Origin of the sequence: Mesorhizobium maamorense, assembly GCF_044998965.1 — a bacterium.
GTDB lineage: Bacteria > Pseudomonadota > Alphaproteobacteria > Rhizobiales > Rhizobiaceae > Mesorhizobium.
In genome coordinates this window covers 781,121-797,248 of sequence record NZ_CP173356.1, presented here as the reverse complement: position 1 = coordinate 797,248, position 16,128 = coordinate 781,121, and the positions used below count along the sequence as shown (strand labels likewise).

Below are 16,128 nucleotides of genomic sequence, written 5' to 3'. Positions count from 1 at the left end.
AGACGCCGGTGATACGGACGCAGGGGCGAAATCGCCGACGCCGAAGACGGCCGGAGGATCTCACCCTTCAGCCCCTCCCCTGGACAATCCCACAGCCAATCGAAATGCCGGTCGTCCCCGTCAGCCCAGCACGACTCCGCGACCGACGGACAAGCCCTTGGACTGATCCTGTGGCGCCCTTCGAGTGCCCGTCAACGCGAAACGTCGCGCAGCGACCCCAGGTCGGCCAGCGCAGCCAGGATAGCTGCTTCAGTCGCCGGCTTGGGCACGAATTTGCAGTCGCGAAAGGATGCCGGTAGATCGCGCGCGCCAAATCCCGTCATGAGGGCGAAGGGAACACCCTGCGCCTGCAATGTCTCCGCGAGGGGCAGGCTCGTTTCACCGTTCAACTGAATGTCCAGCAACGCCATGTCGATCTTGTCCGAGCCGACGAGACGAAGCGCCGCGGCGACCGAAGGCGCGGGACCGACCACCTGGTAACCGGCGCTACGCAGGACTAATGCGGTGTCTTCCGCGATCAGCCATTCATCCTCGACAACCAGGACGCGCGGTCCGTCGTTCACGACCCCTCCTTCCGGTTAACGGGAAATGCGATCTGAACGTTGAGGCCATCCTTGCGAAAAGCGGTTTCAACATGGCCGCCAAGCCTGTAGCCGATCTCTCCCTGCAGCAGCGTGAGGCCGAAGCCGCTGCCGACGGGTTCATTGACAGGGGGACCGTCCTTCTCGCGCCAGGTAAACGTGAACATGCCGTCAGCGATCGACCACATCACCACCACCTTGCCACGAGGTTTGGAAAGAGCGCCATATTTGGCCGCGTTGGTGGCCAGTTCGTGCACGGCCATGCTGAGGGAAAGACCCTGTTGCGGTCCGAGTTCTATCTCCTCGCCGTTCAGTTTGAACCGATCAATGCCAAACGGTTCAAGTTCCTGGTGAAGCAGTTCCCTGACCGAGGCCTCTTTCCAGCTTTTCCGGCTCAACAATCCATAGGCCCGCGACATCGCATGCAAGCGTCCGATCAAGGCTTCCGCGAACTCATCCTTCGACACGGATTTCTCCCGCGTACGGCTCGCAATGCTGACGATCACCGCCAGCATGTTTTTGACCCGGTGGTTGAGCTCAGAGATGAGAACCTGCTGATGCTCTTCCGCCTGAGCCAGGGTGGTGACGTCGACCAGTGTCACCACCACGCCCTGAACCCGGCTGCCCTTGTCCCGATAGGGATTGATATGGACCATGTGAAACCGCCCGGCGCTGTCGCGCGCGAGGTGGTGGTTCAGGGTCTCGCCTGTCTCGAACACCTCGGCGATATGCTGCTTCAACTCGGGATATTCGAGCTGGCTCGACAGGTCCGTCAGCGGCCGGCCGATGTCGGAGGGACGCAGACTGAAGAAGGACGAAGCCGCGGGCGTGAAGGTCCGCACCACCAGATTGCGATCGAGGAAAATGGTCGCGATCTCGGTGCTTTCGAACAGGTTGCGCAGATCGCTGTTGGCGTGATCGAGTTCCTCGATCTTGTTCGTCAACTCGGCATTGATGGTGTTCAGTTCCTCATTGAGCGACTGCATTTCCTCCTTCGAGGCCTCAAGTTCTTCATTGGTCGATTGCGCTTCCTCGTTGACGGAGACGAGTTCCTCATTGGACGATTTCACCTCTTCCAGGGCGGTCTCATATTCCTCGATTGTCGATTGCAGGCGCTCCCTCGTATCGCGCAGTTCCCGCTCGAGATCGGCGGTGCTGTCGCTGTCATGGCTGCCGCCTTCGTCCGTGCGGATCTGCGTAGGTCCCGACGGTTCGAACAGGACGAGATAGAGCGGCTCGCCATTGTCGCGTTCCGCCAGCGGCTCGATGGTGAGCTTGATCGGCTGGATCCGCTCATCGTCGTCCTCGACCGTGAGATTTTCCCGCACGACGGTTCGGCGCGTCGACGTCGCCTCCCGCAGTGCGGCGCGCAGGTCGAGCCGCAGCCCACGCCGCGCCATGGTCAGCAATTGCCGGCTGGGAATGCCTTGCGGCGCTTCAAGATATTTGCCGGTGCGAGCTGAGTAGTAGACGACGTCGCCCTCGGCGTTGACCAGCACATGCGGGGGGCGAAGCGCTCCAGCACCTGCGCCTCGACCGCCTGGCGCAGGGGGTAACCGGCGGCACCCTTCCTCATGCCCACGCTCTCGGGCGGGAATGCGCCTGAACGGCTATCGCCGATCAGGGCGGGCAGCCTGACATGCGGCGAGGCATGCTCCCGCGCCTGAAAGATACGATGTTTCTTGTCGACGGTGGCGAACAGATTGTCGTTCTGTCCGACGCTCTCGGAGGTGCCGAGGAAAAGGTATCCGCCGGGCTTCAGGGCGTAATGAAAAATAGGAACGACCCGGTTCTGAATGGCTGGGCCGAAATAGATCAGCAGGTTGCGGCACGAGACCAAGTCCATGCGTGAGAAAGGCGGGTCGCGAACAACGCTGTGCGGCGAAAAGATGCACAGCTCCCGTATCTCGTTGCTAATGACGTAAGTATCGCCGTCGCCATTAAAAAACCGCTGGCGGCGTTCGGGGGAAAGTCCTTGCAGCAGGCCTTCGGGATAGCGACCTGCCCGCGCCACTGCCAGCGCCGGTTCGTCGATGTCGGTCGCGAATATCTGGATTCGTGGAACGACCGGGAGCTTATCCGCATGTTCGCGCAGCAGGATGCCGATGGAGAACACCTCCTCGCCTGTGGCGCAGCCGGGAATCCACACCCTGACGGTGTCGTTGGCGGTCTTGCCTTCAAAGAGTTGCGGTACGATCTTTCGCTCGAGCAGTTCGAAGGCCTCGGGATCGCGAAAGAAGTTGGTGACGTTGATCAGCAGGTCGCGAAAAAGGTTCTTCACCTCGCGAGGGTCCTTTTGCAGCCATTCGGTGTAAGCGCCGAGCGACTGGATCTGCGCGATCTGCATGCGCCGCTTGATGCGTCGCAGGAACGTCTTGGTTTTGTAGCCCGAGAAATCATGGCCTGAGTGGCTGCGCAGGATGCCGTAGATCTGGGACAGAATCTTTTCCATACCCGCCGTGCGGACGCTATCCTCCTCCGCCAACCCATTTAACGCGTCGAAGCCGCGGGCGAAGGCTTGCAGCTTCGTGCCGATCTCCTCGGCGGGCGCGGCTATATCGATAAGTCCGCTGGTGATGGCGCTCTGCGGCATATCGGGGTTGCGCGGTCCGTAGCCATCGGAGATCTGCGCGACGGTGAGCCCGCCATGCTCCTTGATCGCCTTGGCGCCCAACGTTCCATCGGAATCTCCGCCCGACAGGATGACACCGACGGCATGTTCGCCCTGGTCTTCGGCTAATGCGCTGAAGAAGATGTCTATGGGTTTGCGTTCCTGGCTGAACCCGTTGGGCCGGCGCAGGCGCAGCATTCCCTTGTCGATGGTCAGGGTCACGTTCTGCGGCATGACATAGACGTGGTTCGGTTGAACGATCATGCCATCCGCCGCGACTTCGACCGGCATTTCGGTGTAGCGGCCGACGACCTCGTGCAACAGGCTCTCTCGCTTAGGGCTGAGATGAGTGATGACGACGAACGCCATGCCGGGCTGATCGGCCATACCCTTGAACAGCCCTTCCATCGCCGGAATCCCGCCGGCGGACGCGCCGACGCCAACGATGGGAAATCTTTTCGACTGGGCTGTCACTGGAAGTTCCCCTTTCGGCACCTGTGTGCGAAATCACTTATGAAGCAGGCTGGACAGCAGGTAAGCATAGGCGCGGCGGAGATACGGAACAAGTCGCCACGGATGGCGTTGAATTTGGAGTTCACGTGTTCAATGACCAAACGTCCATCTGAAACAAAGCTCCCGACGCACATGGAGTCAGCGGCGTGGAATTGCTCGACGGTTTCGGCCGGGCTCGTGCCGAAACGCCAGTAGGCTTGGCGAGGGAGACTGTTTCCATCAGGTACTGCTCGAGAAAGGATGACGAGGTGCGCGATCTGCAAGGGGTGCATCTTCTGATCGTCGAAGACGAATGGGTGATAGCCGGAGATCTCGCCCGTTATTTCAGCAATATGGGTGCGATCATTCTGGGACCGGCAGCGACCGTCGAACAAGCATCATTGCACACTGAATCGGCCGAGGCTGCCATCCTCGACGTCAACCTCAACGGGCGACGGGTCTTTCCGATCGCGGACGAACTGATGCGCCGCGGCGTGCCGTTCGTGTTTTTCAGCGGTGACAGCGATATCGCCATTCCCGAACATCTCCGGCATGCCAGCAACCTGCGAAAATCCTCGGGCAGCGGGGCTGTATTCAATGCTCTTTTCCCGCCGCAAAGCCCGGCTGCGGCGAGCGGCTTTGTGCCAAGTTCGCCGGACGACGTGTTTTCGCTCCTGCCCAAACTCAGGCTTGCGGCACGTCTGTTGCTGGGGGATGTGGAAGCCTCCGACCGGCTTGTCGAAAGGACGCTCGAGCGAGCGATCCGTGACATCGACCAAAGGCGGATCGGCCAGTCCACCGAAGACTGGCTTAACGCCATCATGCGCGATTTGGCAAAGTCCAGCGGCGCAAGGCTTCTGAACTGAGCCGAACCAGGTTTCCGATTGATCGCCGGCCGGGCCTCGGTCAGCCCTTTGGGTCACGCTCGACGAACTTGTTGAAACGGCTGGTCTGCCCGCCGCCGGTGTTGGCCTGGTAAAGAAAAGCCAGACGGTTCTCATCGAATATCCGAAAGAACTCGTCCCATTCGACTGGTTCGAATGCCTCCTCGGGCTCGCCGAAATCGATCCGCAGGATGCCGCCCTCGCCCTTGGTTCGCACCACTGCCGGCCGGCCGTTCCGCTCCTCGGCCCATTTGCGAATCTCCTCGTGATTGGTGGTCGTCTGCGATTGCGACATCGAAATCTCCTTTGGACCTGCTCTCTCGCCGCGCACGCACCGCGGCAACTGTTGAGCGTCCTAACAGCACACGGCAGGCAATGTTCCAGCACCCGTCGCGCGGTGCGATGCGCCTGCTGTCGAATGAAACCGCCAGGAGAACTTTGTTGATGCCCAGGGAACAAAGCTTTTGCCGAGAAGTTGGGGACGCCGAGGTCACCAGTTCGAGGAGTTGTCGTGAAACGTATACTGGTCACAGGGGGCTGTGGTTTCATTGGTCGCCACGTCGCACAAGAATTCGCCGATCACGGTTATTCGGTTTGCATCCTAGATGCATTGCTGGATCAGGTGCATGCAGGCGAAGCGGTCAACCTTCCCGCTGGAGCCGAACTGATCAAGGGCGACGTGCGCGATCGCGAAGCCGTCACCAAGGCGCTGAACGGCGTCGACGGGGTGGTTCACCTGGCTGCGGAAGTCGGCGTCGGCCAATCCATGTACGAGATCGCCCGCTACGTCGGCGCCAACGATCTCGGCACTGCAACACTGCTCGAGGTGTTGATCAAGCACCCGGTCGAGCGGATCGTCGTCGCGTCCTCGATGAGCGTCTACGGCGAAGGTCTGTACGCCACGCCCGACGGCCGGCGCATCGGCAACGCCCGGCGCAAGGCCAACGATCTCAAAGGCGGACAGTGGAATCCCTTGTCTGCGGACGGCGAACCTCTCTCGCCATTGCCGACAGACGAAGAAAAGCCGATCGATCTCGCCTCCATCTATGCATTGACGAAATATGCCCAGGAACGCGCCGTGCTGATCTTCGGCGAAGCCTACGGCGTCGATGCGGTGGCGCTGCGCCTGTTCAACGTTTTCGGCGCCGGACAGGCGCTTTCAAACCCCTATACCGGCGTGCTGGCCAACTTCGCCTCGCGTCTCGCCAACGGCAAGCGGCCGATGATCTTCGAAGATGGCCAGCAGAAGCGCGATTTCGTTCATGTACGTGACGTCGCCCGCGCCTTTCGCCTGGCACTGGAGCAACGCCAGGCAAAAGGCCACGTCATCAACATCGGAAGCGGCCGGGCTTATGCGATCCGCGATGTCGCGCGCCTGCTGGCCGAGGCCATGGGAACGCCGGACCGCTCACCCGAGCTGCTCGGCAAAGCGCGTTCCGGCGACATTCGCAACTGCTTCGCCGATATTTCCAAGGCGCGTGAATTGCTCGGTTTCGAGCCGGGGCGGCAATTGGAGAATTCGCTCGGCGACTTTGTTTCCTGGGTGCGCAACACGATTGCCATCGATCGGGGCGCCGACATGAAACGCGAGCTCGAAGAACGCGGGCTGGTGTCATGAAGCCGGGTAGACGCAACCGTCGCGAAGCACCTGTCGCCATCGTCGGCGGCAGCGGCTTCATCGGGTCCAATCTCGCCGACAGCCTGTTGTCGGACGGCGAGCCGGTGCTGGTGATCGACAATCTCAGTCGCGCTGGTGTCGAACAGAACCTTGAATGGTTGTCGCACAAGCATGGAAGCCGCCTCACCGTGGAAACCGTCGATGTGCGCGACGCCAACGCCTTGGCTTCGGCCCTCACGGGGTCGAAAGCCATATTCCACCTGGCCGCGCAGACCGCCGTTACCACCAGCCTGGTTCGGCCGGGCGAGGATTTCGACATTAACCTTAGAGGAACTTTCAACGTCCTGGAGGCGGCGCGACAGAGCGGCGAACGGATCCCGGTGATCTTCGCCAGCACCAACAAGGTGTACGGCAGCCTCCCCGACATCGCGGTTCGCCCGGAGGGCGAGCGCTATGTGCCCTGCGACCCTGCGATCCGCACCGAGGGCATCGGCGAGGGCCGCAGCCTGGACTTTTGCACACCCTATGGCTGCTCCAAAGGCGCGGCCGACCAGTACGTGCTCGACTACGCCAAGTCCTATGGCTTGCCGACGGCGGTCCTGCGGATGAGCTGCATCTACGGCCCGCGCCAGTTCGGAACGGAGGACCAGGGCTGGGTTGCGCACTTCCTGCTTTGCGCGCTTTCGGGGCGGCCGATAACCATTTACGGCGACGGCAGGCAGGTGCGCGACATCCTGCACGTCTCCGATGCGGTTGCAGCCTACAGGGCCGTGCTCGACCGGATCGAGACGATCACGGGCCAGGCGTTCAATCTCGGCGGCGGACCGAAAAATGCGCTCAGCCTGCGCATGCTGTTGAGCGAGATCGGCAGCCTGACGGATCGAGCACTGTCGATCCGCTATGAGGCAGAGCGGACGGGCGACCAGCCCTTCTTCGTCGCCGATACGAGAAAGATGCAAACCACGCTTGGCTGGACGGCGCATGTTTCGTGGCGAGAAGGCATCCGTGACCTCGCCGAATGGTTGCAGCGTCACCGGCTCGAACCCCACGCCGAAGCCGAGAGGTACGTCGCATGAAAATCGCGTTGGTCAACCCATTCTGGACCTACGACGACAGCATCTATTTCGGCTGCCGCCAACCGCATCTACCCTTGGAACTCGGCTACTCGAAAGCCTTGCTCGAACGGGCTGGCCATGAGGTGCTGATGCTGGACGGACAGCTTCAGAAGCTTGACAATTCCAGCCTTTCCGAACGGGTGGCCGAGTTCGCGCCGGCAATGACGGTCGTCACCACCGCGCCGACCTATCTGTTCTGGCGCTGCGCGCCGCCGGAATTGCGCGTGCCGGCCGATTTTCTCAACCGCCTTGCCGGGCGGGGCGGGCGCACCGTCGCGGTCGGGCCGCATGGCTCGGCGACACCGGCGCCAACGCTGCGCAAGCTCGGCGTCGACATCATCGTGCGCGGCGAATGCGAGGAGGTCGTGGCCGACCTTGCACGGCGCGATGATTGGAGTGCGGTGTCGTCAACCGCCTACTTTAGCGAAGCAAGGCTGATCTCGAACGGCGGCGTCCACGCCAGTTCGTTCATCGACCATCCGCCGCTCGAATGGCCATCGGACTGGATCGCCGCGCACGCGCACCACCATCACAGGTTCGACGACCACCAGGTGGGGTTCGGCGCGGAAGTCGAGGCGTCGCGCGGCTGCCCTTACAATTGCAGCTTCTGCGCCAAGATGGATTTCCGCGATGCCTATCGCCGCCGAAATCACGAGGCGGTCGTGACGGAAATAGACCGGCTGATCGCCCAAGGTGTCGGCTATATCTACTTCATCGACGAGATTTTCCTGCCGCAGAAAGCCTTGCTGGAGGCACTGGTCGACCGTGATGTGAAATTCGGCGTACAGACCCGCATCGACCTGTGGAAGCCCGAACTGCTGGAATTGCTTGGCGCGGCCGGTTGCGTGTCAATCGAAGCGGGCCTCGAAAGCCTGACAGTGGAGGGCCGGGCCATGCTGGCCAAGCGCTGCCGCCTGGGCACGGAGGAACTCGCCGCGCTGCTCGTCGATGCAAGACGCCATGTTCCGTTCGTCCAGGCCAATCTGATCGGCGTGGTCGAAGATGACCCTGCCCTGGTCGACTACTGGCGAAACCACCTGATCGACAACGGCGTATGGGCCAATGAGCCGGTACCTCTCTATCCTTACCCGAGTTCGCCCAGCTATCGCGAGCTTTGGGGCGAGCCCGATGACATCGCGTGGGAGCGCGCGCATGAACACTATCTCGCCTCGTTCCAAAAATTCAGCGACATCCAGGAGAAGCGCCCGCGTCCGCTGGCGGAACTGGAGGCGACATGTTGCGGACACTGACCCCGCGTTCGCGGCGCATCCTGATGACGGTCGATGCCGTGGGCGGCGTGTGGCGGTACGCGCTTGATTTGGCGCGGGAATTCGTGGACGGCGGGGACAGCGTTTTGCTCGCCGGTCTCGGTCCGGAACCATCCACGCAACAGGCCGAAGAAGCACGGTCCTTGGCGACACTGACCTGGCTGAACACGCCGCCGGATTGGATGACCCGCAATGCCAGCGACCTCGATGCGTTGCCGAGGGAGCTGCATGCGCCCATTCGTGACCACGCCATCGACCTCGTTCATCTCAATGCGCCGACGCAGGCAGTGGGGCTCGATGCGCCCTGCCCTGTCGTGGTGGTCTCGCATTCCTGCGTGGTCACATGGTTCCATGCCGTCAAGGGACAGGCGGTGGACAGTGCATGGGACTGGCAGAAGCAGCGCAACAGGCGCGGCTTCGACAGGGCCGACGCCGTCATCGCGCCGAGCCACAGCCACGCCGCAATGCTCGAAACCTGCTATGGACAAATCGCGCGTCTCAATGTCGTCGCCAACGGCGCCCGCCCGATTGCGAAAGCCGAAAAACGTCAACCGCTCGTCTTCGCCGCCGCCCGCTGGTGGGACGAAGCCAAGAACGCCACGGTGATCGACCAGGCCGCGTCGATAACGCAATGGCCCGTCTTTGCAGCCGGTTCCACGCTAGGTCCGGACGGCCAGCGCGCCGGCTTCAGCCATGCCGTCGCTCTCGGAGCGTTACCGCATGATGAGATGCGCTCCCTGATGGCACGCGCCGGAATCTTCGTGTCGCCATCGCTCTACGAGCCGTTCGGCCTGGCGACGCTGGAAGCGGCCATGTCGGCGACGCCGCTGGTTCTGTCCGACATCGCCACCTACCGCGAGTTATGGGACGGGGCCGCGTTATTCTACGACGCGCGCGACCCGCACGACCTCGCCGCCTGCATCAACCGTCTCTCCGCGGATGCGCAGCACAGGCGGGAGCTCGGACGGGCAGCCCTGCGCCGGAGCCGCAGGTTTTCGCTGGCGAGGCAGGCAACGGCCATGCGCGACGTCTACGACAAAGCGGCCCTAGCGATGGCGGAGCGCTGATCATGCGCTTTCTGTTCTATACCCATTCGGTCGTTTCCGACTGGAACCACGGCAACGCACATTTCCTGCGCGGCGTCATGCGGGAGCTGGTCGCACGCCAGCATCAGGCGATCGCGCTGGAGCCGGCGGACGGCTGGAGCCGCTCGAATCTGCTGGCCGAGAAGGGCTCCTTCGCCATCGAGCGCTTCAGGAACGATTTCCCCGAGCTGATGCCGGTGACTTACGATGCCGGCTTTGACCACGAGGCCTGGATCGCCGATGCGGACGTGGTGGTCGTCCATGAATGGACCGAGCCGGACCTCGTCGCGCGCATTGGTCGCGCCAGGGCCAGCGGCGGCAATTTCATCCTCCTGTTTCACGACACCCACCACCGCGCCGTGTCGGCGACCGAGGCGATCTCGGCGCTCCAGCTGGAGCATTACGACGGCGTTCTCGCCTTTGGCGAAGCGTTGCGCGAGAGCTACCTGCGCGCCGGGTGGGGCAAACGCGTCTTCACCTGGCACGAGGCGGCTGACGACCGCCTGTTCAGACCGCATCCTGAGATCCGCCCGACCTCCGATCTGATCTGGATTGGAAACTGGGGCGACGACGAGCGTACCGCGGAGCTCAAGGAATTTCTGATCGAGCCGGTGTACGAACTCGGCCTCGATGCCACCGTTCATGGCGTGCGCTACCCCAGGCAGGCGCTCGCCGATCTCGCAGCCGCCGGCCTACGCCATGAAGGTTGGATCGCCAATGCCGACGTGCCGAAAGCGTTCGCAGCGCATCGTGTCACGGTGCATGTTCCGCGCCGCCCCTATCGGGAAGGCCTGCCCGGCATTCCGACCATCCGCGTGTTCGAGGCGCTCGCCTGCGGCATTCCGCTGATTTCCGCCCCGTGGTCCGACACCGAGCAACTGTTCAGACCAGGCGTCGATTTCCTGTTTGCGGACAATGGCTCCCAGATGCGGCGACACCTCCGGGCCGTACTCGGCGACGCGGATTTCGCTGCCTCCCTGGCGGCGTCTGGTCTCGAGACCATCCGCCTGCGGCACACATGCCGGCACCGCGTGGACGAGTTGTTCGGCGTGCTCGCCGAATGCGGACCTCAACACATCACCAATCCGACCGCCGCAAAGGAAGCTGCTGAATGAAGATCGCTTTTTATGGATCGAGCCTGTTGTCGTCCTACTGGAACGGCGCCGCTACCTATTACCGTGGGTTGCTCAAGGCGCTTTCCCAACTCGGCTACGAAATCACCTTCTATGAACCTGACGTCTATGACCGCCGGAACAACCGCGACATCGAGGCGCCGGATTGGTGCGCCGTCGTCGTGTACGAGGCGACCCGGCACGCGCTGATGCAGGTGGCGGCGCGCGCCGCCGAGGCGGATATCGTCGTCAAGGCGAGCGGCGTCGGTTTCGAGGATGAGGCGCTGCTGCGCGCCGTGCTCGATCACGCGCGTCCTGACGCGCTCGTCGTGTTCTGGGACGTGGATGCTCCAGCGACGCTCGGCCAATTGCGCGATGAACCGGACCATCCGCTGCATGCCGCGCTGCGGCAAATCGATCTTGTGTTGACCTATGGCGGTGGCGACCCAGTGGTCTGGGCCTATCGCGCCATGGGAGCGAAGGAATGCGTGCCGATCTACAATGCGCTTGATCCTGAAACGCATCATCCAGTCGCCAGTCAGGCGCGTTTTGCTTGCGACCTCGCCTTCCTCGGAAACCGGCTGCCGGACCGTGAGGCGCGCGTCGAGGCGTTTTTTCTCGATCCGGCCAGCCGTTTGCAGGAGCAGCGTTTCCTGCTTGGCGGATCGGGCTGGGGCGACAAGCCGCTTCCCGGCAATGTCAGTTGGCTCGGCCACGTCGGCACCCGCGACCACAACGCCTTCAACGTCACGCCGAAGGCCGTATTGAACATCAGCCGCGACAGCATGGCCGCAAACGGCTTTTCGCCCGCCACCCGCGTTTTCGAGGCGGCGGGCGCCGGTGCCTGCCTCATCACGGATGCATGGCTGGGCGTCGAACTGTTCCTGAAACCCGGCGAGGAGATTCTGGTCGCGCGCGACGGCGGCGATGTCGCCGAAATCATGCGCACCTTGACCCCCAACCGGGCAAAGGCGATCGGCGCGTCCGCGCTGCGCCGCGTCCGCGGTGAACATACCTACGCCATGAGAGCGGCCGTGACCGATACGGTCTTGAGGCGGCACTTCGAGCGCGGGACCGTGGAGGCGGCGTAATGACCAAGCGGCTCAACATCGTCTTTCTCGGCCTGTCCCTCTCCTCGTCCTGGGGAAACGGCCACGCCACGACATTTCGAGGCCTGCTGAAAGGCCTGCATGAACTCGGTCACCGCGTGACCTTCCTGGAGCGCAACGTGCCGTGGTATGCCAATCACCGCGACTTGCGCGATCCCGATTTCTGCACTCTGCGCTACTACGAAACGACGCAGGAGTTGCAACAGGACTGGGCACGACGCCTGCAACAGGCCGATGTCGTGGTCGTCGGGTCCTTCGTTCCGGAGGGGCGCGCGGTCATCGACATTGCCGCGGCGCTCTGCAAAGGGGCGCTCTGCTTTTATGACATCGACACGCCGGTGACCCTAGCAAAGCTTTCGACGGATGAATGCGACTATCTTAGTCGGCGCCAGATTCCGTATTTCGATGTCTATTTCTCCTTCACCGGCGGGCCGACGCTTGGCCGACTGGCGCAGGATTTCGGTGCGCGCCGTGCCGAACCGCTCTACTGTTCGGTCGATCCGCAACGGCATCACCGAACCGCCGACCCAGTCGGCTGGGACCTCGGTTATCTCGGCACCTACAGCACCGACCGGCAGGCAACGCTCAACGCGCTGTTGCTCGAGCCCGCACGGCGCATGCCGGAGCGCCGTTTCGTCGTCGCCGGCTCGCAATATCCGTCCGACATCGTCTGGCCTGAGAATGTCGAACGAATCGAACATTTGCCGCCGGCCGACCATGCCGCATTCTATAGCCGCCAGCGCTACACGCTGAACGTCACGCGCAGATCGATGATCGCCGCCGGATGGTCGCCCAGCGTACGGCTTTTCGAGGCTGCCGCTTGCGGCACGCCGATTATCAGCGATCGCTGGCCGGGTCTCGACAGCTTCTTTCCTGCTTCGGCGATCCGCACGGCCGACAAGGCGGATGACATCGTCGATATCCTGCTCAGGGAATCCGAGCGCGCCCGGCTCGCCATGGCCGGCCGGGCGCGCGAACTCGTCCTGGCAGCACATACCGGTGCGGCCAGGGCCCGCGAATTCGTGTCGCTGCTGACACGACCGAGAGCGGCGATGATCGATCTCGATATCGGAACCGCAGCATGACTGAAAGACAGGAGAAAACAGCGATGCGGCAAACAAGAAAAGCGCGAAGGGCGAAGACAGTGCTTGTCGCCGGCGGCGCGGGTTTCCTCGGCTCGCATCTTTGCGAAACGTTGTTCCGCAACGGCTGGCGTGTGATCTGCGTCGACAATTTCCTTACCGGCCGCATGGACAACATCGTCTCGATCATGGACCAGCCGCGCTTCCGGCTGATCGAGCAGGATATCTGCCGGCCGCTGAACCTCGGCGAGCCGGTCGATCGCGTTTTCAACCTGGCATGCGCTGCTTCGCCGCCGCGCTACCAGGCCGATCCGATACACACGACACGCACCTGCGTCATCGGAACGCTCAACCTGCTCGAACTCGCCGCCCGCAACAATGCGCGATTCCTGCAGGCGTCGACAAGTGAAGTTTATGGCGACCCGGAACAACATCCGCAACGGGAAGACTATGTTGGCCATGTGAACTTCACCGGCCCGCGCGCCTGCTACGACGAAGGCAAGCGCACCGCCGAAACGCTTTGCTTCGATTATCTGAGAGCGGCAAAAGCCGATATTCGCGTGGCTCGCATCTTCAATACCTACGGTCCCAGGATGGACCCCGCCGACGGCCGCATCGTCTCGAACCTGATCATGCAGGCGCTTGAGAAGCGCTCGATGACGATATTCGGTGATGGGTTGCAGACAAGGTCCTTCTGCTACGTCTCCGATCTGATCGAAGGTATGATGCGCCTGATGGATCTCGACCCCAATCCCGGAAAACCTGTCAACCTGGGCAATCCCGGAGAATTCACCATCATGCGACTGGCATCCATGGTGAGAGACATGACCGGAACCAAATCGGATCTGAAATTCCTGCCCTTGCCGCAAGACGATCCCCGCCGGAGGCAGCCCGACATCTCGCGTGCGAAGGCGCTGCTCGGCTGGACGCCGAAAGTGCCGCTCAGGCAAGGGCTGATGCAGACGATCGAATACTTCTCCAATCTCGAAACCAGCGGGATCGACGGCCGGATGACAGCTATTGCGACAAACGCAAGATCGGGCAGGTTGCAGAACCTTCCGGCCTGAGGCCAGGCCGCCGCAGCCACGTGTTCCGGCATGACCGCTCAAGCACGGTCATGCCTCCTGCCGCACTTTTGCGGATTGCGCGGAACATCCTGGCAAGCTCGGGGTTTGACGATGAGATCCCGCTATGGAGAACGGACCTGTGCAACCCAAACGATCCGCAAAGGATATCGAGCAGATTGCGGAAAGAGAGACGGCTGCCTTTCTGCGACGGGCCTCCATCACCTATCTCGAGTGCTGCGTCAGCCTAATGATGACGCATCTGCAGCGCGAGGAAGTGGCCACCATTCTCGAACGCGAAGCGGACATGCTGCGGAGACTGGACTGATCGTCACGGCCCGGACCTCTCCAGGAAGCGTAGCAGCCCTTTCTTGTACCGCGTTGCCGCAGCTACCAGCCTTGGCTTCTCCGGGCCATGCTCGGATCGGGCAGCAACGTCCCAGAGTCCCAGTTGAAACGCCAGGTAGCAAGGTTCGAGACAGTCAATGAGGCCGGTATCGATATTGAGCCGCTCCCCGGCTTCCATGCGGTGGACCAACGTCGCTAGCTCGCTGTCGGAAAATCCATATTCGACGCGAGCGCCGGCAATATCCCACTCTATGGGCTGGCAGCCGATCAAATCATGTCCCCGGCAGTGATCGACGGCATCCGTCTTGATCAACGTCCCGTCGGCACAAACGAGAAACTCCCACGGGTGAAGCCTTCCGTCGATCTCGACCCGTGGCAGCGCTTGCGCAGGGGCACGCTTCGAGAACCAGTTCCGCAGCTCCGCCGCGCGCCGCTCACCCAGGGCTTCGGCGCCATTGTGGACGGCCATCTCAGCGAGTTCCGGCAATCCAGCACCCAGTTCCGGAGTTCTGAGATTGGCCGCACGCCAAGCGAGATAGTGTGCGAGCTCCGCGACAAGCCTGTCTCTGGACAGGTTTGCCTGATCCATTGTCTTTCCCTCGATCCACCGTTCAACCAGAAAACCGTGACAAAGCCCGACGATCTGCGGTCCGAAGCCGGCTTCGTGCAGCATCTCCGCGGTTTGCATCTTGCGCTGCCCGGTTTGACCGAGGCCGGCAAATTTGACGAGCCACCGATCGCGTCCCGCGGACGCCAGGAATTTTCGCCGCTCGATGCCGCGTTGACTCGGCGGCCAGAGCCTCTCCTCGGCGTAGTGGAGGTTTCGCCACTCTCCAGCGGATATTTCGGTCAGGGCCAATTGCGGGCTGCCGGCAGCCTCCGCCACCCAATCGCGTAGCGTCGGCATTTGCGCGCCGCCCGGGAAGGTGCGTTCGAAGGCCCGCGCCACATGTTTGCGGCAACCCGACCATGTCTCACGAACCTCCTTAGAGGCTTCGGCACCTGGGCCGCCGGAATGGCTGGGGAACAGGTGAATGCGATCCCTATCGATGCCCAGCCGCCGCAGCCATGCGACGACGGCATGCATCGAACTGCCCGACAGGCCGGGGCCCTCGTCGACGACAGCGAAGCAAGCCGAGGGCTTGTCCCTCCAGGCGCTGATCAATTCCGGGTCGGCGTTGACATACCTGCGGAAAGGATGGCCGATCGGGCGCACGCTGATGGGTACCGGCGCGTCGATCGCCGCGGCGACCAGGGCGGCAAGCCCGAGGCCAATGCTGCGGATGCCGATGACGCATGTATTCGCGTCGAGGCCTGATGCCCGCGCCGCGCCGAGATAGCTTTCAGGATAGAGCGCATAATGCGCGTATCCCTCGGCCGTGCCGGTAAGAACCTTGCCCCGGCAGTCGAGCGCGGCCAGCATATGCCTCAGCATGGGATCGACGGCGCCGGTCACTGTGAAGCCGCTTCGCCAGGACCTCGCCACTTCCGCCGCAAGGCCGACCAGCAGCTTGGCACCTTGCCGCTGCCTCGGCGAAGGGGTGTCCCCGCCGCGGGCCTCGAACTCGACGTCGGCCAGTGCCTGGACCAGTTCCGAGACCTTGACGAACAACCCTACCAGCGCAGCGTGGCGTTGAATGCCGCAGGGCCTGCAATCGAGGCTTTCAGCCATTTCGCTTGCAGCCTCGCGAAGCTGTCGCGCGTCTTCCGTTCGTTTGTGGTCGCCGTAGACGATCATCCACCGATTCCAAGCTCGCCG

The 16,128-nt window shown here is 62.5% G+C and carries 13 protein-coding genes and 1 pseudogene; 10 read left to right on the top strand and 4 right to left on the bottom strand.

The window, feature by feature from the left end; translation table 11 throughout:
* Positions 1-191: 191 nt before the first annotated feature.
* Complete coding sequence (locus tag ACIU1A_RS04205) at positions 192-563, bottom strand: response regulator (protein ID WP_140515210.1); 372 nt, start codon at positions 561-563, stop codon at positions 192-194.
* Positions 560-3,666, bottom strand: a pseudogene (locus ACIU1A_RS04200) (CheR family methyltransferase). The gene ACIU1A_RS04205 and the pseudogene ACIU1A_RS04200 overlap by 4 nt, the downstream one beginning before the upstream one ends.
* Positions 3,667-3,851: 185 nt before the next feature.
* Between ACIU1A_RS04200 and ACIU1A_RS04195 the strand changes: the two are divergent.
* Entirely contained in the window at positions 3,852-4,550 is a 699-nt protein-coding gene (locus ACIU1A_RS04195; protein WP_404926682.1) for a response regulator, read from the top strand.
* Positions 4,551-4,590: 40 nt separating this feature from the next.
* Here the strand turns inward: ACIU1A_RS04195 and ACIU1A_RS04190 are convergent, their stop codons facing one another.
* Positions 4,591-4,863: a hypothetical protein gene (locus ACIU1A_RS04190; RefSeq protein WP_224625679.1), complete on the bottom strand. Its 273-nt coding sequence runs from the start codon at positions 4,861-4,863 to the stop codon at positions 4,591-4,593.
* Between the two features lie 216 nt (positions 4,864-5,079).
* On the opposite strand from ACIU1A_RS04190, the gene ACIU1A_RS04185 reads away from it, so the two are divergent.
* The 9 genes from ACIU1A_RS04185 to ACIU1A_RS04145 all read left to right on the top strand — a co-directional run bounded on the left by ACIU1A_RS04185 (position 5,080) and on the right by ACIU1A_RS04145 (position 14,349).
* Positions 5,080-6,186, top strand: a complete 1,107-nt coding sequence (locus ACIU1A_RS04185; RefSeq protein WP_140763656.1) for an NAD(P)-dependent oxidoreductase — start codon at positions 5,080-5,082, stop codon at positions 6,184-6,186.
* A complete protein-coding gene (locus tag ACIU1A_RS04180; protein ID WP_140497416.1) occupies positions 6,183-7,262 on the top strand; it encodes an NAD-dependent epimerase/dehydratase family protein in 1,080 nt (359 codons plus the stop codon). Before ACIU1A_RS04185 ends, ACIU1A_RS04180 begins: the two co-directional genes overlap by 4 nt.
* Positions 7,259-8,551 carry a TIGR04295 family B12-binding domain-containing radical SAM protein gene (locus tag ACIU1A_RS04175; protein ID WP_140497414.1) on the top strand — a complete coding sequence of 431 codons (1,293 nt, stop codon included), beginning with the start codon at positions 7,259-7,261 and terminating at the stop codon, positions 8,549-8,551. The genes ACIU1A_RS04180 and ACIU1A_RS04175 overlap by 4 nt, the downstream gene beginning before the upstream one ends.
* Positions 8,536-9,636 (top strand): glycosyltransferase family 4 protein, encoded by a 1,101-nt coding sequence (locus ACIU1A_RS04170; RefSeq protein WP_404926681.1) that lies wholly within the window; start codon positions 8,536-8,538, stop codon positions 9,634-9,636. The genes ACIU1A_RS04175 and ACIU1A_RS04170 overlap by 16 nt, the downstream gene beginning before the upstream one ends.
* Positions 9,637-9,638: 2 nt before the next feature.
* Positions 9,639-10,769 (top strand): glycosyltransferase, encoded by a 1,131-nt coding sequence (locus ACIU1A_RS04165; RefSeq protein ID WP_404926680.1) that lies wholly within the window; start codon positions 9,639-9,641, stop codon positions 10,767-10,769.
* A complete protein-coding gene (locus ACIU1A_RS04160) occupies positions 10,766-11,857 on the top strand; it encodes a glycosyltransferase (protein WP_404926679.1) in 1,092 nt (363 codons plus the stop codon). The genes ACIU1A_RS04165 and ACIU1A_RS04160 overlap by 4 nt, the downstream gene beginning before the upstream one ends.
* The gene (locus ACIU1A_RS04155) at positions 11,857-12,960 is read left to right on the top strand and encodes a glycosyltransferase (protein ID WP_140655449.1); all 1,104 of its coding nucleotides are present in this window, start codon (positions 11,857-11,859) and stop codon (positions 12,958-12,960) included. The genes ACIU1A_RS04160 and ACIU1A_RS04155 overlap by 1 nt, the downstream gene beginning before the upstream one ends.
* Before the next feature lie 23 nt (positions 12,961-12,983).
* Entirely contained in the window at positions 12,984-14,024 is a 1,041-nt protein-coding gene (locus tag ACIU1A_RS04150; protein ID WP_404926678.1) for a UDP-glucuronic acid decarboxylase family protein, read from the top strand.
* 139 nt (positions 14,025-14,163) lie between these two features.
* Positions 14,164-14,349 (top strand): hypothetical protein, encoded by a 186-nt coding sequence (locus ACIU1A_RS04145; protein ID WP_140497402.1) that lies wholly within the window; start codon positions 14,164-14,166, stop codon positions 14,347-14,349.
* A 3-nt stretch (positions 14,350-14,352) separates the two neighbouring features.
* Here the strand turns inward: ACIU1A_RS04145 and ACIU1A_RS04140 are convergent, their stop codons facing one another.
* On the bottom strand, positions 14,353-16,107 hold the full coding sequence (locus ACIU1A_RS04140; protein WP_404926677.1) for a hypothetical protein: 1,755 nt from the start codon (positions 16,105-16,107) through the stop codon (positions 14,353-14,355).
* Between the last annotated feature and the right edge of the window lie 21 nt (positions 16,108-16,128).

Bases quoted from the DNA above. Each gene is read 5' to 3' on its own strand.
- ACIU1A_RS04190 (WP_224625679.1), bottom strand. From the start codon at position 4,863: ATGTCGCAATCGCAGACGACCACCAATCACGAGGAGATTCGCAAATGG.
- ACIU1A_RS04180 (WP_140497416.1), top strand. From the start codon at position 6,183: ATGAAGCCGGGTAGACGCAACCGTCGCGAAGCACCTGTCGCCATCGTC.
- ACIU1A_RS04175 (WP_140497414.1), top strand. From the start codon at position 7,259: ATGAAAATCGCGTTGGTCAACCCATTCTGGACCTACGACGACAGCATC.
- ACIU1A_RS04170 (WP_404926681.1), top strand. From the start codon at position 8,536: ATGTTGCGGACACTGACCCCGCGTTCGCGGCGCATCCTGATGACGGTC.
- ACIU1A_RS04165 (WP_404926680.1), top strand. From the start codon at position 9,639: ATGCGCTTTCTGTTCTATACCCATTCGGTCGTTTCCGACTGGAACCAC.
- ACIU1A_RS04160 (WP_404926679.1), top strand. From the start codon at position 10,766: ATGAAGATCGCTTTTTATGGATCGAGCCTGTTGTCGTCCTACTGGAAC.
- ACIU1A_RS04155 (WP_140655449.1), top strand. From the start codon at position 11,857: ATGACCAAGCGGCTCAACATCGTCTTTCTCGGCCTGTCCCTCTCCTCG.
- ACIU1A_RS04150 (WP_404926678.1), top strand. From the start codon at position 12,984: ATGCGGCAAACAAGAAAAGCGCGAAGGGCGAAGACAGTGCTTGTCGCC.
- ACIU1A_RS04140 (WP_404926677.1), bottom strand. From the start codon at position 16,107: ATGATCGTCTACGGCGACCACAAACGAACGGAAGACGCGCGACAGCTT.